The sequence below is a fragment of the Rhodopirellula sp. UH5 genome (assembly GCF_056839225.1).
In genome coordinates, this window is the sequence record NZ_CM166390.1 from 1,150,552 (window position 1) to 1,167,059 (window position 16,508).

10 protein-coding genes are annotated in these 16,508 nt (G+C 57.9%); 6 read left to right on the plus strand and 4 right to left on the minus strand.

All coding sequences use genetic code 11. The annotated features are described in order from the left end of the window. Positions 1-99 precede the first annotated feature (99 nt). Both UH5x_RS04215 and UH5x_RS04220 read right to left on the minus strand, forming a co-directional pair. The gene (locus UH5x_RS04215) at positions 100-2,013 is read right to left on the minus strand and encodes a DNA gyrase/topoisomerase IV subunit B (RefSeq protein ID WP_047816954.1); all 1,914 of its coding nucleotides are present in this window, start codon (positions 2,011-2,013) and stop codon (positions 100-102) included. A 90-nt stretch (positions 2,014-2,103) separates the two neighbouring features. After that, complete coding sequence (locus tag UH5x_RS04220) at positions 2,104-4,605, minus strand: DNA gyrase/topoisomerase IV subunit A (protein WP_047816955.1); 2,502 nt, start codon at positions 4,603-4,605, stop codon at positions 2,104-2,106. A 316-nt stretch (positions 4,606-4,921) separates the two neighbouring features. Between UH5x_RS04220 and UH5x_RS04225 the strand changes: the two genes are divergently transcribed. The 3 genes from UH5x_RS04225 (at position 4,922) to fliD (ending at position 8,871) form a co-directional block, all read left to right on the plus strand. Continuing rightward, positions 4,922-5,485 (plus strand): hypothetical protein, encoded by a 564-nt coding sequence (locus UH5x_RS04225; RefSeq protein WP_482634822.1) that lies wholly within the window; start codon positions 4,922-4,924, stop codon positions 5,483-5,485. 104 nt (positions 5,486-5,589) lie between these two features. After that, on the plus strand, positions 5,590-5,970 hold the full coding sequence (locus tag UH5x_RS04230; protein WP_482634823.1) for a hypothetical protein: 381 nt from the start codon (positions 5,590-5,592) through the stop codon (positions 5,968-5,970). Positions 5,971-6,489: 519 nt separating this feature from the next. Beyond that, positions 6,490-8,871, plus strand: a complete 2,382-nt coding sequence (fliD, locus tag UH5x_RS04235; protein WP_047816956.1) for a flagellar filament capping protein FliD — start codon at positions 6,490-6,492, stop codon at positions 8,869-8,871. 44 nt (positions 8,872-8,915) lie between these two features. Here fliD and ispF read toward each other — a convergent pair whose 3' ends face one another. After that, complete coding sequence (gene ispF / locus UH5x_RS04240) at positions 8,916-9,413, minus strand: 2-C-methyl-D-erythritol 2,4-cyclodiphosphate synthase (protein ID WP_047816957.1); 498 nt, start codon at positions 9,411-9,413, stop codon at positions 8,916-8,918. 1,101 nt (positions 9,414-10,514) lie between these two features. Here ispF and UH5x_RS04245 point away from each other — a divergent pair. Together UH5x_RS04245 and UH5x_RS04250 are read left to right on the plus strand one after the other, a co-directional pair. Further along, positions 10,515-11,843: a peptidylprolyl isomerase gene (locus UH5x_RS04245; RefSeq protein ID WP_482634824.1), complete on the plus strand. Its 1,329-nt coding sequence runs from the start codon at positions 10,515-10,517 to the stop codon at positions 11,841-11,843. Positions 11,844-11,983: 140 nt separating this feature from the next. Beyond that, positions 11,984-13,408, plus strand: a complete 1,425-nt coding sequence (locus UH5x_RS04250; protein ID WP_482634825.1) for a Gfo/Idh/MocA family protein — start codon at positions 11,984-11,986, stop codon at positions 13,406-13,408. 246 nt (positions 13,409-13,654) lie between these two features. Here the strand turns inward: UH5x_RS04250 and UH5x_RS04255 are convergent, their stop codons facing one another. Next, positions 13,655-14,968 (minus strand): DUF1570 domain-containing protein, encoded by a 1,314-nt coding sequence (locus UH5x_RS04255; protein WP_482634826.1) that lies wholly within the window; start codon positions 14,966-14,968, stop codon positions 13,655-13,657. A gap of 142 nt (positions 14,969-15,110) precedes the next feature. On the opposite strand from UH5x_RS04255, the gene UH5x_RS04260 reads away from it, so the two are divergent. Beyond that, a complete protein-coding gene (locus tag UH5x_RS04260; protein WP_482634827.1) occupies positions 15,111-16,442 on the plus strand; it encodes a hypothetical protein in 1,332 nt (443 codons plus the stop codon). The last annotated feature ends 66 nt before the right edge of the window (positions 16,443-16,508 follow it).

Below are 16,508 nucleotides of genomic sequence, written 5' to 3' on the forward strand. Positions count from 1 at the left end.
TACAAAAAGGCTCGGAAGCCCATCCGACAACGCACCCCGTACGACGGCCGTTCAAAGACCGTCGAATCCATGCCAGGCAACTGGCCGTGGCGAACGTCCTTACACGTCGATTTCGCTGGCGTCTTCGGCGCGGTCCATGATGAACCGAAAGCGTGCCGATGCGTCGCGGCCCATCAAGTCGCTGATCGTGCGGTCGGTTTCCAGATGGTCGTCGATCTCGACTTTCAACAACGTTCGCTTGGTTGGATCCAGGGTCGTGTTCCAAAGCACCTTCGGCATCATCTCGCCCAAACCTTTGAAACGCGTGATCTCCGGATTCGCCCGTCCCTGGTGTTTGGCCAAAATGCGTTCGCGATCGTCTTCGTCAGCCGCCCAAAACGTTTCTTTGCCGATGTCGATTCGGTACAGCGGGGGAACCGCAATGAACAGGCGACCGTCAGCGATCAACGCGGGCATGTGCCGGTAAAAGAAGGTCAGCAACAGCGTCGTGATGTGGTGACCATCGCTGTCCGCATCAGCCAACAAAATGATTCGATCGTAACGCAAATTTGCGAGGTTCAGTGAGGGGCCGATGCCGCACCCCAGCGACGCGATCATGTCTTGGATTTCTTTGTTGTCGAGGATCTTTTTCAGGGTGGCCGACTCGGTGTTCAGCACCTTCCCACGCAGCGGCAGGATGGCTTGGCAATTTCGGTCACGGCCTTGCTTGGCACTGCCGCCTGCGGAGTCACCTTCGACGATGAACAGTTCCGATTTTCCTTTGCCACCCGAGACACAGTCCGACAATTTGCCGGGCAGCATCGTTCGCTTGGAGCCACCTTTTCGCGAAACCGCTTCACTGGCGGCCCGTGACGCGGCGCGGGCACGGGCCGCGGCGACGATCCGAGCGATGACGGCATCGGCAACCGACGGGTTGTTGTTGAGCCATTGCTCCATCGCACTCCGCACACCGGATTCGACGATCCCGTGGGCTTCCGGGTTGTTCAACCGGTCTTTCGTTTGGCCTTGGAACTGAGGTTCCGCCACAAAGATCGAGACGATCGCAATCAAACCTTCGCGAATGTCCTCGTGTGTGATCTTGACCCCGCGAGGCGTCAGGCTGTGCGTGTCGACATGATTGCGAACGGCTTTGACCACCCCGCCTCGAAAGCCATTTTCGTGGGTGCCGCCGCTGCCCGTTGGGATCCCGTTGACGTAACTGCGAACGTGTTCGTCGGTCGACTCGGTCCACTGCAAGGTGACTTCCACCCGGTCATCGGCATCGACACGGTAGGTGAACGGTGTTTCGTGAATCGTCCGAGCCTCGCGTTCCTTGATGACCTTCCCGAGGTAATCCACGATGCCGTTTTCGTGCAGAAACGTCTGGCGAGTCTTCGCAACTTCGTCGATGTACGTGACCTTCACACCACGATGCAAAAAACTGGCCGTTTCCAATCGCTGCTTGATCGTGTCCCCGTTGAATGTCGTTCGTGGGAAAATCGTCGGATCTGGGGTGAACGTGATCGTCGTTCCCGTTCCACGAATGGTGCCGCGAAGTTTCTGCAACTTCGAGGTGGCCTGACCGCGGCAGAACGTCATCCGGTACTGAGCCCCGTTGCGTTTGACAACCGCAATCAGTTCTTTGCTGAGCGCGTTGACGACCGAAGCCCCGACCCCGTGCAGACCACCGGATGTTTTGTAGTTGTCGCCTTCGAATTTCCCGCCCGCGTGCAGCACGGTGAGCACCATTTCCAGGGCCGACTTTTTCGTCTTGGGGTGCTTGTCGACCGGGATGCCGCGACCATTGTCGCTGACCGAAACGGTTTGCCCGTCTTTGTGAAGTGTGACAGTGATTTCGGATGCGTGGCCGTTCATGGCCTCGTCCACCGAGTTGTCGACGATCTCCCAGATCAGGTGATGCAAACCAGTGGATCCCACTCCACCGATGTACATGCCGGGACGCTTGCGCACAGGCTCGAGGCCTTCCAGCGCGGTGATGTTTTTGGCGTTGTATTCTTTCGGTGCAACGGACATGCAGATGAGGCGTTGAAAGTCGAAGGGGTGGGTGAAGGTATCAGCCTCGGCGGGTTGCCAAGGCGATCGGAATGGCAGTGTGCCGCAGCGTCAGTCTTCGAAGACGGGTGGTGGTTCGATCGGATCGCGAACGATTTCGGCAATTTTGCCGTTCTTCTGCAGTTCGATTCCGCGACCACCCCGCGACGTTGTGCGGTACTTGACCGTCGAAATCGTCTTTTTAGCGCCACGGTTGGTCACCACGTTGAGCAGATCCCGGTCCCCGGTGGAGGGTTTGAATCCAAGCAATTTGTCGCTGGCGGCGAGTTTCAATAGCAGCACACCTTTGCCGGCGCCGGACAAGTAATTGATCTCATCGGCTGGGCAAACCATGGCTCTGGCGTCCGCTGAAACAGCCAACACCGTTTCCGTCCCGGTGATCGGCACCACATCCACGACGCTGGCCCCTGGTTTCACTCGTGCGAACTTGCGTCCGGCGCGGGTCGAAGGTTCCGCGAAGGGCTGCAAACCAAACCGCAGGGCATACCCGTCCGTGGTCGCGGCCAACCCATGAATCGCGGGGTAGTAATTCCCCTTGGGATCTTCGCTGATGTCGCCAAGAATCCTGGGGTCCATCGACAACGCTGCAATGATGTGCTCGCCGTCTTTGAACTTGAACAACTTTTGAATCGGTTCGCCGAAGCCGGTGGAGGCGGGGATGTCGATCATGCGAGCGGTGTAGCAAACGCCCAAACTGCTGAAGCAGGCGATCGTCGTGCGGGTGTTGCCCGAGACACAAGCCAGCACCGCGTCTCCTTGTCGGAGGCGACTCTTCGAGGGATCCGCGATTTGCTTTTGCCGTTTGACCCATCCGTCGACGGTGACCATGACGTGGCAATCTTCGGCGACGATGAAATCCTCTTCGGTGTACTCCACTTCTTCGGTCGGCACTATGAGAGCGCTACGGCGTCGTCCGTCGGGCGTGTTGCCATATTCAGTGATCAGCGATTGCAACTCGCCCTTGATGATCGCCCAACGTCCCGAGGAGGTGTAATCGTCTCGGTCGTCGGCCAACAGCTTGTTGATTTCATCGACGCGTTTGCGTTTCTTCTTCAGTTCGTCCAGCACCACGTTGATTTCCAAGCGTGCCAAACGATACAGCTTCAATTCCAGAATCGCATCGGTTTGTTCCGCGTCCAAGCCATTGGAGGCTTGCACATTTCGACGTGACTTGCCCGCTGCAATTTCCTTGACCGGGAATCGCTTCATGATCTTTTCGGCGGCGTCGGCTTTGCCTTCGCTGCTGCGGATGATCTTGATGATTTCGTCCAACGCATCGAAGATCAATGCGAAACCTTCGAGGATGTGAATCCTTTTCTCGAGGGCTCGCAATTCGTTGGTGAGTCGCGCGGTCAGCACGTCCAAACGGAAATGCAAGAAGTACCACAGAATCTCTTTCAAACCGAGTCGTTTGGGAGCACCGACTTCGGGGTTCTCGGTGGGCGTCAGACACGTCAGGTTGACGTTGAAGTTGGTTTGCAGGGGTGTGTGCTTGTAAAGATACGCCAGCACTTTGTCTGCATCGGCGTTCTTCTTCAGCAGCAGATCGACTCGGATGTCTTCTGTTGAGAGGTCGCGGACTTCCTGAACCAGTGGCAGTTTGCTGCTGTAGACCAGTTCCGCGATGCGTTCGACCATCGCGGCTTTGTTGACACCAAATGGAATCTCGGTGATCCGAAGGGTGTCGCCGGTTCGGGACTTCTCGGCGACTTCGGCAACCCCACGCAACTTGATCGTGCCCGTGCCGGTGGCGTAGATCTCACGCAGTTCCTCTTTGGTGTTGGTGATGTGCCCGCCGGTGGGAAAATCCGGTCCTTGAATCGCATCACCGGCGACCAGTTGGTAATCCTTGATGTCCGGATTGGCCAGCAACTTGAGCAGCGCGTTGCAAACCTCTTTCAAGTTGTGCGGCGGAATGTTGGTCGCCATCCCGACCGCAATTCCGGTCGCCCCGTTGACCAGCAAGCTGGGGACGCGAGACGGCAACACAACCGGTTCTTCTCGCGTGCCGTCGTAGTTCGGCTTGAACGCCACGGTGCGGCTGGAAAGATCCGCCAGAACCTCCGAGGCGATCGGTGTCATGCGGCATTCGGTGTACCGCATGGCCGCCGCGTTGTCGCCATCGATGCTGCCAAAGTTGCCGCTGCCGTCGATCATGGGCATCCGCAACGAGAACGATTGGCTCATCCGAACGAGCGCCTCGTAAATCGAACTGTCACCGTGGGGGTGGTAGTTCCCCATCACGTCGCCGACGACCTTGGCACACTTTCGGTGCTTGGCCGACGAATCGAGTCGCTGCTGCGACATCGTGTACAGAATCCGCCGCTGGACCGGTTTGAGGCCATCGCGGACATCCGGCAGCGCACGGCTGGTGATGACCGACAGCGAGTAGTTCAGGTAGCGATCTTGAGCCGCGAATCGAAGTGGGATGTTTTCGATGGCAGCCAGCAGCGACTCGTCAAACGGGTCCACTTTGCCTCGTTTGGAGCGACTGTTCTTGGCCGAACTGGAGCGACTGGATGCAGAATCGGAGGGTTTGCGACGTTTCGCCACGCGGAATCAACCTAAATCGTTGGGGACGTTTGGTGTGAGGGGATGAAATGCAGGATCGCGGATGAGGATGCGAGTTTGGGGGTTATAGCGACCACGGGGTTGTTAGCGAAACCGCGGATTGCCGCGTTTGGATCGCGTCGGTCGTCGATTGCGATTGAAAAAGCTGGTCCGAGTTGGGCGAACCGTGCCTGCTGGGCGAAATCCCCCGCCTTTCACGATCATCATGCCGCATCAGTATCGGCTGTTTTTGTTTCCAATTCGCGTCGAAACCAAATCCCAGACAACTGGTCCGTCGTCGTTCGAGGAGGAACGCAAGATGAAGCGAAATTGGAAAGCAACCGTGGCGACGGTCCAAACCATTGCCACGCAAATCACCCGCCGCTCACGCACCCTGGCTGCAATCGCCATCGGAACAGCCAGCGTCACGCTGTTTGCTCCCGCCGCGATGGCACAGGGCGAGCACATCGTCAGCTCACGCGTCGTCAGCGACACGGTGGTCGGAACCAGTGACTCCGGCCCCGCCACAGGTGGATGCGCCAACGGCGATTGCGGCGGAGCGTCCGGAGGTGAAGCCGGCGTTCAAGGACGCGAGTACGGACAGCCCGACCTGTTCTACAACTACTACACCCAGGGCCCTGCCAACGCCGCGAACGCGCAGATGTTCGTGTCGCCTGTGCCGGTTCCTCCCAATGTCGGGAGCACCTACCTGACGTACCAGCCTTTGTACCCCAACGAAATGCTTTATTGGCACAAAGACCGCTACCACAACTATTATGACAATGGTCGTGGTATGAACCGCACGCGAGCGATTTACTACAGCCCGCCGGTTCGCCAAGCCGCCAGCAATTTCTACTGGAACACGTTGCGTCTGCCTCGCTGATCCAGCCTCTGGCAACGCGAACCTTTCGCGAAACTGACTCCCCCCGTCCGTTCTTTGCAGCGGAATGTTGTTGCCAAAACCACCGTCCTCGAGGACCCCGAGCTATGAAACGCATCGTCCTTTGTCTCGCCGCCTTGGCTGCTTTCAGCGGCTTGGCCGGTTCATCCGAACAAGCCCAAGCGGCTGACCCGTACGCGGTGACCCAGGTTTGGAACCACAACTTTGCACAAACGCGTGCTTGGCACAGCAATTACTACTACGCCCCGTACGGGCAACCGACCGCGATGGTCGTCCCCCCGACCGCTCACCTGCGACAAACGTATTCGTGGGGCGTCAGCCAAAATACGAACCACCCGATTTATCACCAGTACGGTCGCAATGCCAGCACGCCAGGTGCAGCGGCACCGGGTCGCTTTCAGGCGACACCGAACTGGCCCAGCCACACCGATCAATTCGGTTTGAACTACGTTCGCGCCCCTTGGTGAGTTGAACGCAGATCGAACAAGCCATTTTGAAGCAGCGGACGAATACTTCCGCTGAATCAATGCAACACATGACGGGACGGTGTTCCCGCTGAATCAGCTCGTCCGGGGCTGATTTGGCGGAGGCACCGTCTCGTTTTTCGCGCGCTGAGAAGTTCCCGCCCGGGACGCTTCCACAGCATGCAGGCGCCGTCTCAATCAGAACAACCGCCATAGTTCACGCACGCCGCCTGGAATCCCATCCCAACCGGACGGTTGTTCACTGAGCTCGCCGCCACGATCGTGAGAGCGTCCTAGGCTTCAGAGTCACAATCCAGCGATTGCGTCCTGAACGGTGTTGGCCGCCAAAGGCGGGGACTGGGATCATGCACCCACCCCCACTTTTGCCACCATGTTCCCAATTGATACACAGACCAGGCATCGAAAAGTGGACCAAACAGGCCGACTTTGCCGATGAGAAGGTTGCTGGATTGAGACGCATGCGTTTTTCGTCTCACTCATTCAAATTTTCTTTGGTTCGTCATGGCTCGCTTGCAATCATCGATCGGATTGGTCACCGGAACCGACATCGTCGGGACGGTCGATCAATTGATGGCCATCAGTGGACAACCTCGCGACCGCCTGCTTGCGAAAACAGAAGAGCTGCTTGGTCAACAACAACAAATCGCCTCGCTGACAGCGTCCGTGATTGGTGTCCAACTGTCTGGCGATGCGCTCGGCTCGTCGGCGTTGTTCAGCAGCAAGAACGCGACTTCGTCCAATGACGATGCGTTGTCCGTGTCGACTCGCGACGAAGTCACCAACGGCAACCACCTGATTCGCACGCTCCGGACTGCCGCCACCCACAGTGTCGCTTCCGCGCAGAGTTTCAGCTCGTTCGATGAGGGGTTGAGCCTGTCGGGTTCGCTCACGATCAAACCTAGCGGGTTTGTTGACACCAAGGTCAGCCTGTCCCAGCTCAACAATGGCTTGGGCGTCGAGGGCGGTTCAATCCGCCTGACCGACCGCAGTGGAACGTCCGCGGAGGTCGACCTTTCCCAAGCTCGCACCGTCGACGATGTGCTGCAAGCGATCAACGACGCTGACGTTGACATCCAAGCCACGACATCTGGCGGAAAGATTCAACTGATCGATCAGACGGGCCAAACGCTCAGCAATCTGAAAGTCGAACAACTCGGAACCGCGGAAACCGCCGCTGACCTCGGCCTGCACGGAATTGATGTGGCCGCCAGCACCGTCGACGGCCACGACATTCCGATGCCCGACGGGGTGGAATCACTCAACGGAGCCAGCCTGTCGCAATTGGGCGGTGGCAACGGGCTGGGCACCCTGACGACTCTGGACATTCAAACCGGCGACGGCAGCACGGCCAGCGTCGACCTGTCCGGGGCAACCTCGCTCAACGAAGTCATTGATGCAATCAATGGCAGTGGACTGGACGTCATCGCTCGAATCAACGACGCCGGCAACGGACTCCGCCTGCGTGACGTCTCTGGCGGAGCCGGCACGTTCGAGATCAGTGCGGCGGATGATACCGCTACCAATCTCGGCATCGCCGCCTCAACCACCGATGACATCGTGGTTGGCGAAGACCTCAACTTTCAATCGGTGACGGTCGACACCAAACTGTCCGAATTGAACGCTGGGGCAGGCGTCGGCTCCGGCAGCTTCACCATCCGAGACAGCAACGGATCCACTGGCGGGATCAACTTGGCCGTTGACGAGATTGAAACGATCGGCGACCTGATCGATCGAATCAATTCCTTGGAGATTGGTGTCGAAGCCGCGATCAACGAAAGCGGTGACGGCGTCGTGATCACGGACACCGCTGGCGGTGCATCCACACTCAAGATTGAAGACACCGGCACCGGAACCGTCGCCGCCGGTTTGGGATTGGCGGGCACCGCTGCCCCGGGCGAAAGCATCGCCGGCAGCGAGTCCATTTCGATCGAGATCACCGAAGACGACACGCTCGAATCAATCGTTGAGAAAATCAATTTGTCGGATCGCTACGCGGACGCATCGATCGTGTCGAACTCCGACGGTTCGTACGGGTTGCAAATCCGAAGCAAGCAGGGCGGCGACGCAGGACGGATCTCCGTCAACCTGGAAGGGATCGACCTGAATCTACGGACCGCCTCGAAAGGCCAAGACGCTCTGCTGTCGATCTCGACCGACGGCGGAACCGAACGTTTCTTGACATCGACCGACGGTGTGTTTGAAGACGAAATCAGTGGGCTGAATCTGACCGTCAAGGAATTGTCAGACGATCCCATCAGCGTCAACGTGGACGACGATCACGACACAATCGTGTCCGCCATCACACGATTTGCAGATCAATACAACAAACTGATCGACAACATCGAAGAAGTGACGTTCTTCGATGCGGAAGCCAACGAAGTGGGACTGCTATTCGGATCCTCCGAAACCTTGCGGATCCAAAATGGGTATTCGCGATTGCTGACCGGAACGTTGCCGTCGAGCAGCGGCGACTCCATTCGCTCGTTCAGTCAAATCGGCGTGCGGATCGATGAGAACGGCCAACTGCAAGTCGACGAAACCAAATTGAAGGCCGCCTTGGAAACCGACACGGATGCCGTGGAAGAGTTCTTCAACAAAACCAACGACGAGGATGAGAACATCGGCATGGTGGGCCAGTTGAAGAACCTCGCCGACACCTACGCCGGCGTGGACAACGGCATGTTGATTCGCAAAACACAGACTTTGTCGGATCACATCGAACGCAACGATGACCGGGTGGATTCCATGAACACTCTGTTGGACGCTCAACGAGAACGATTGCTGAGCCAGTACTACGCGATGGAAGAAGCCATCGCCAAGATCCAGGCCAACACCTCTTCCATCAGCAGCATCGAGTACATCGGCCCGGTTGGCTCCGAGTGATCAGCTCCGAGTGATCGCCAACGGAATGCCCGGCAGCCTGCCGTTCAACGGCGGTGGAGCATCACCACGACTCTTGCCGCAATCGCTTCGCTGCGTCCGACTGCGTCGACTCCTTCCCCGGTCTTGGCCTTCAAACCAACCTGCTCGACGCTGGTTTGCAACATCTCCGCTAGCGTTTCCCGCATCGAGTCAATGTGCGGTGCCATCTTGGGCTTCTGCGCTAGGATGACCGCGTCGAGGTTGTTGATTTGGTACCCCGCCGCCTGCACTCGCCGGAGCGCTTCGACGACAAAGTCGCGGCTGTCTCGGTCCCGGTTGACTTCGGCATCATCCGGGAACAACCGGCCGATATCAGGTCCGGCGATGGCTCCCATCAACGCATCGGTGACGGCGTGCAGCAAAACATCGGCGTCGCTGTGACCGATGGCATGAAAATCCCCGGGAATTTCAACACCACCGACACGCAGTGGACCGCTTTCCCCCAGCCGATGTGAGTCGTACCCCAGTCCGATTCGAAAGGCGAGGGATGGAGAACTGGTCATGAAACAATCCGTCGGAGTACCGGAAACGAACGGGCAACAAGGGTCAAAGCAACCGAGCGCCGGGCTCAGCCAAAGTGGGCCAGCGTCCAGCAGCGGACCATAAATTCAACGGTATCACCTGATTCGACAAGCCGCCAACGCAAAACAAATCCTTCTGAGGCACCGGGAAAGCGGCCAAACACGTACGGCACTTGGTTACCGGGAGATGATCGAGGTTGGGTGGAATATCGACGTGGTTGGCAAGTCGCCGATTGGCGCTAGCCTGGGCTGTCAAAACTTGAGGGTTATCACGAACAATACGGCGATAATTTTGGTTCTGTCCCACGCCCCAACGGGGCGGCCCTAACAGAGAATCCCCCAAAAACGCTAGGGCCGCCCCGTTGGGGCTTTGCAATTTTGGTCCCGCCGTAACCCAGGGCGTTGCCCTGGGCTGTCATAGGTCTGCCCCCTTGGGGCGGAGTCGTGGAACAGAACTTGCGCAAACCGATACGCTCCACAACACCAAGCATTTCGCAGCCCAGCGGTAGCCCACGGTTACCGAAAACGAACCGGACGCGATCGCGTTCCGGCTGATTGAATCAACAGCCTGTGGCGCGCCGGGTTCGTATTTTGACTTGCAACGAAGGAGGAAACCTGCCTGCTCAATCCTGAGCATTCACTCTGTCACCCGCGTGCAGCGAACCGACCGGAATCATTTGCCGCAGTCCAATCGACCTGCGGATGAAGCCGAATTTCGTCCACACACGCCCCCTAGGAATCTCGAGGGCCTTTCAATGCAGTTGAGACGACTCGGTCCTCCACGGGATGAAATCCCCAGGGGCCGTCACCCGAATCCTAGTTGGCGAACAAACCATCGCCCGAGTTCGTGCGTACGTCGCGAACAAGGAACCTCCTGAACGAATGTTTCTTGCCGGGGCCAGCCCCTGCGAATCGACGGGCCCTTTCAATGGACGGTCCCACCCTTTCGCGATCACGCTCGATTTGGTGTGCTTTCGCGTCCCATCGTACGTTTTCCCTTCCTCGGTCTTTCGCATGCTCGCTTTCTCGAACCAATCTTCTCGACGGTCACGCAGGCTAGCAACGGCCCCGATTTTGATCGCCATGTTCTTGACGGCTGGACTGGGCGTTCCCGCTCTGACGGGCTGGGTTGATCCAGCCACGGCGCAGGAATCCGGAGCCAGCTCGGACGAGGATGCCCATGATCACTCTCACGACGACGCCGCCCAGACGCAGCAGGGCGTTGACGGTGGCCGAGTCAAAGACGATCCCGAGATGATCGCCAAGACCTTGGCGGAGATGCCCGACGATGTTCGCAAAGAGGCCGAGGAGATCTATGCGAAATTTCGTTCCACTCACCATGAGTTGCTGGCATCAATGCTGGAACTTCGCAAGATTCACATTCGATACAACAACGACATCGATCGCAGCCGGGAAGCCTCGAAAGCATTTCGGGCTCAGCAACACAAGACATGGGACCTGATGCAGGAGCAGATGGAAAACTCGGTCAAGGTTTTTCGATTGCTGCCCAGTCCTGAAGCGGCCAGCTACATGGTCACAATGGTCCAGCACCATTTCGACAACGACATCTACGATCTCGCCACCTTCGAAGCGGCGGCGAGATTGATTGATATCGGCCAGAACTATCGCTACTTGTTTCTGACCGCTGCGCGGGCGGGAATCGCCAACGGCAACTTCGAGACCGCTCGCAAGGTCTACGAATCACTTGAACAGGACGAACTGGAACAGGTTGACCTGGCCAACAAGCACTTCCTCGATGCATTGGAAAAGCAGTACAAAGAAGAACAAGAACGGTTGGAGAAGATCGATCGGGATTCGCTTCCACAAGTTCGCCTGACCACCACTCGCGGTGATGTCCTGATCGAGCTGTATCCCGAAGAAGCTCCCTCGACGGTGGCCCACTTCATGAAGCTGGTGGAAGACGGGTTCTACGATGGCCTGGACTTCACCCAAGTCGTTGCCAACATGCTGGCGATGTCAGGTGACCCGGCCGGAGACGGACGCGGCAACAGCGGCCAATTCTTGATCGATGAGCACACCAACGAGAACTCGCATCATGTTCTCCGGGGTTCGGTGGTGATGGCCAAGATCCCCATGGGCGAAGGCCGCTTCATCGAAAACTCCGCCAGCTCACAAATCGCCATTTTCTTCTTGCCCGTCGCCGTGGCCTCCAGTCACCAGACCGTCTTCGGAAGGGTCATCGAAGGCATGGACCGCGTCAGCGCGATGCGCCGCCGCGATCCATCGAAGAGTGACGAGAAGAAAATCCAGTTGCCGCCCGATGCGATCATCTCTGCTGAAGTCGTTCGCAAGGGGCCAGATCTGCCTGAACCCAACTACGTCGATATGCAGGCAGAATTGGAAAAAGCGGAAGCAGCCGGCCTGATCAAACTGAAAAAGCCGAAGGAATAGGCCAACATTTGATCGAATTGCCGTTCACCGCGGCGGCATTGTTGGCCCCTTGGTTTCGACTGGGTTAAACTGCACGCTGCAGCAGTGGCGGCCTCGCGTCTCTGTCCCCGCCTTGTCGAAATCCCCTTCGCGAACATTTCATGCCTTCACGCTCCTCCGTGCCGCCCGAAAACGAATCGCCGAACGATCCAGCTGGCGATCCGCTTTCCGGTTCCAAGCGATCGGCCGTGTTGGACCAACGCGCCAATCGTCGCAAATTCATCCAAAGCGGCGGCATCATGCTGGCCGGCGGCAGTGTGCTGGGGACCAACCTCAGCGTCGCTCAGGGGGCTCATGTCTACGGCGACGACACGCTGAAGATTGGCTTGATCGGCTGTGGCAGTCGCGGCACCAACGCGGTGATCCAAGCCCTGAACACCGACGGCGCAACCCGCTTGGTCGCCATGGCGGACGCGTTCGAGAACAATTTGCAATCAGCCTACCGTGCCATCAAGAGCAAACACGGCAACAGCGGCCCAGGCGGGAAACGAGTCGATGTGGACGGGGCTCGGTTTGTCGGCCTGAACGGCTGGAAACAGGTGCTCCAAAGCGATGCGGACATCGTCTTCCTCACCACGCCTCCCGGATTCCGACCGCTGCATTTCGAGAAGGCGATTGAAGCCGGCAAACATGTCTTCATGGAGAAACCGGTTGCGACCGACGCGCCGGGAGTCCGCCGTGTCCTGGCGGCCAACGAAGTCGCGAAGCAAAAGGGCTTGGCTGTTGCGGTTGGTTTGCAACGCCACCATGAATCACGCTACCGCGAATGTGTCCAACGACTTCAAGAAGGCGCGATCGGTGATCCAATCTTTGCCCGCGCCTACTGGAATGGTGCCGGGTCCAAGTTGCGCCCTCGTCCAAACAACGCTTCGGAACTGGAATATCAACTTCGCCAGTGGCAACACTTCAATTGGACTGGCGGCGACCACATCGCGGAACAACACGTTCACAACCTGGATGTGATCAATTGGGTGCTGGGGCAGCACCCAGTCTCCGCTCAAGGCCAAGGCGGCCGCGATTCACGATCCGATCAAACGCTGGGTGAAACATTTGATCATCACATGATCGAGTTCACCTACGCGAAGGACGTGCGACTGCTCAGTCAATGCCGCCATGTTCGTGGATGTTGGAACACGGTCAGCGAACACATCCACGGCACGCAAGGATCCTGTGACATCAGCGCTGCGATCATTCGCGACACGAGCGGCAAAGTGGTCTGGCAGAGCGCCCAGAAAAACTCCAAGGACAAAGGCTGCCAGCAAGCCCAGGACGACCTCTTCGCCGCACTTCGAAATGGAGACATTCCCAACGAAGGTGAGTACGGGGCGACCAGCACCATGACCGCAATCATGGGTCGAATGGCCAGTTACTCAGGCAAAATCGTCCGTTGGAACGAGGCCCTTCAAAGCGACCAATGCTTGGCCGATGTTGACGCGTTGAATTCCCTTCAGGACATCGCCCCGGTTCAGCCACTTCCCGACGGAAACTATGCCGTCGCGATTCCCGGGCAGACCAAAGTTCTCTAAGCAGGTCGTAAGCAGGTCGGCAGGAGTGATCAAGCACAACCATGAGAGCCGTTTGGGCGTTCGCCCCGGTTGTGCGTGAAAACCGTGGCGAACGCCAGCGGCTCACATACCCGATGACACCTGCGTACCTGCTTAGCTCAAACGCCGGGCGAGCCCAATCGCATCAAAAGCGAACATCGCCGGATCTGAAACGCCATGCGTTCATGAACGGCCACCCATCCATGAACGCCCAACGGCGTCAGCCTGTCATTTCGCAGGCAAATCCGCGACGAATCGGGTCAATCGATTGCTGAAATCACGCACGTCGCTGCCGACCACGTGTTCAAAATCGATCATCCGTTGTCCGGACCGATAGGTTTCAAACGGAGGCCGTGTGGCCGTGAAGTTCAGAATGTCCGCGAAGGCATCGGTGTCGCGTTCGGCCAGATAAAACATCATCGACCAAGCCAGTGCGTAGGCTGTGTGGATCGTGGTTGGATTGCGAAACAGGTCATCACTGCGAATCATCCGGTCCACCCATCGCGCCACTTCGGCGGGATCATCCATGTCGATGGTTTCACGGAGTTGCCGGACAGAATCCTTGTTCACGCGCTCGACCAACCGGGTCCCGCTTCGTCCCGAACTCATCGCGGTCGGTTCGAACATTTGACCGATGCCTTCCGTCACCCAACTCGGGGTGTCGTTGACTCGGCTGTGCACACCGCAATTGAAGGCTGATTGATGAGCCGCTTCATGGCGAACGGTTGCTGCGATGGAACTCAATGCACCACCGTCATGCGTCATCACACGGTTGCACTTGTTGGCGTACAGCCCCGCGACACGCGAAACATCGATTCCCAATCTCGCGATCTCGTCGTACATGGCGCGAGCATCGGGCAAAACCACTGCCACCATCGGAAAACGACCTTCGCGAACCTTCACGCCGCGTCGTTCCATGTAGTTCACAAACGAGCGATGACATTGCTCGAACATCTTCGGCCAACGACTTCCGCGACCTCTGGGTTGGACCACCAAGAAGTTTTGGGTGGCAATCACTTCAAACTCCCTGCCGAACTCAGCACGCAATTGGTTGCGAAGTTCCACCGACGTGGTCGGCAGGAACTTCCCCGTGACCGAACGCATCGATTCTGATTTTTCTGTTCGACTGATCGTGTGCAGCCAACCGTCTCTGCCAATGACCAGCGATTCGTCTTGCGACTCAATCAAGTGCAGACCGCTTTGCCACTTGTTCCCAATTCGAAACTCGACCAACCCCGGTCGGATCGAGGGAGCCAGTGTTTTCGAGGACACGAGGTGCTGAGAGCGTTCTGGAGACGCGGGCGTGACTGGCTCACCACCGGCTTCGTTGTGCAACAATCCAGTGCACAGGATGGCAGCGGCCAACCCGACACCACGTTTCCGTCCAGATCGAGTCCTGCCAAACGACGCAGGTCGACGCCGCGTGCAAGCAGGCACGACGTTCAATGTTTTCGCGATGGTGGTGAAAGTCATCGACATGATGGAATTCAACGGCGAGGAGCAACACAGGAACACAACCGAACCGTTGATGCCCCCCAACACCCACGCGATCTATTCAAGCCTAGGTTAAGATTGAAGCGTCGGACGGGCGGACACCGGTTTTGGACGGAAGGTTCCTCGTACCCTCACGGTTTTAACGCTCACCATCTATTTTTCAGTTCAAAACTTCTCTCGAAAGCTTGACATGCACCGTTTTCACGTCACGCATCCTCGGCTTGTCACGATTGCGGTGACCTTGATGGCCCTCTGCGTGACCGCCATTGCCGGGACGCCGCTGTTTGGACAAGACGCAACCGAGACCACGGACCTGGAACTGGAGGTTCCGATCTGGATCGCCGAGCTCGACGCCGACGAAGCACAAACACGTCGTGCAGCGGAGCAAAAGTTGATCGATGCCGGACCGGAAGCCGCCGACAATCTCCCCGCGATTCTCGATGACTTGTCGATCGAGGCACGCGAACGCCTCAACCGGGTGCGCACGGAATGGGCGACTCGCAAAGCGGAAACGCATGTTGAAACACAACTGATCCGCCTGCAAAACGCCAAGACGCTGGGTGAGGCTCTCGAGGCAATCTCGGCCGCCAGCGAAGTCGAATTTGATCTCGAAGCCGCTGGGCCAGGCATCGATCCAGGCCAATCGATTCAGGCCCCGCGTTCGCCACTGAATTTCTGGCACGCCGTCGACCATGTCCTCGATCAAGCCGATTTGGACATCAATTTCTACGGCGGCGACCGAACCACCTTGATGCTGATCCCACGCCAGGCCAACCGTCCGTCCCGGGTGGAATCGGCCGCCTACGTCGGCATCTATCGGCTCGAGCCCACGGTGGTGACAGCCCGACGTGTTTTGCGTTCACCAGAACTGAGCGGGCTGAACCTCAATCTCAGCATTGAATGGCAACCCAACCGAACGCCCATCGGATTGTCGCTGCCGATCAGCGCCGTCAATGGAAAGCTGAGCTCGGGGGAAGCCTTGGTGCCGCAAACCAGTGGTGAAACGATTGACATCGCCACCAACAGTGAAATGGCGCAGAGCGAGTTCTTTCTACCCATGCAGCTTCCAAGTTTGCCCGCGGAGAAGATCGAACGGTTGTCAGGAACGCTGACCGCAATGATCCCCGGCCGACGCGAAACATTCACCTTGGACCTCAACGATCCCGCCGCCTCTCAAACGGAAGACCAAATGACAGTCGCGATCGAATCCGTTCGCGACGCCGACCCACTTCGCGAAATTCGCGTCGGCGTCGAACTGCAATCCGCCGGTCGATCGCTGGAGAGTCATCGACAATGGATCTTCGAAAACGAAGCCTACGTTTTGCTCGAAGACGACACGCGATTGGATCACTTGGGTTACCAAGTCTTTCGACAAACGGATTCCGGCGTTGGGATTGGCTACCTGTTTGACTTTGGTGCCGCAGGATCACCTCCCCCAGGGTCAAAGCTGATCTACGAGTCGCCCACCTCCGTCGCACAAGACGCGGTCGATTTCATCCTCAACGACATCCCAACACCGTAAACATCGGGTGAACACAAACCGCGGTAGTGGATGAGGCAACGAATCCTTCGGCTCGGGACGTTTCGC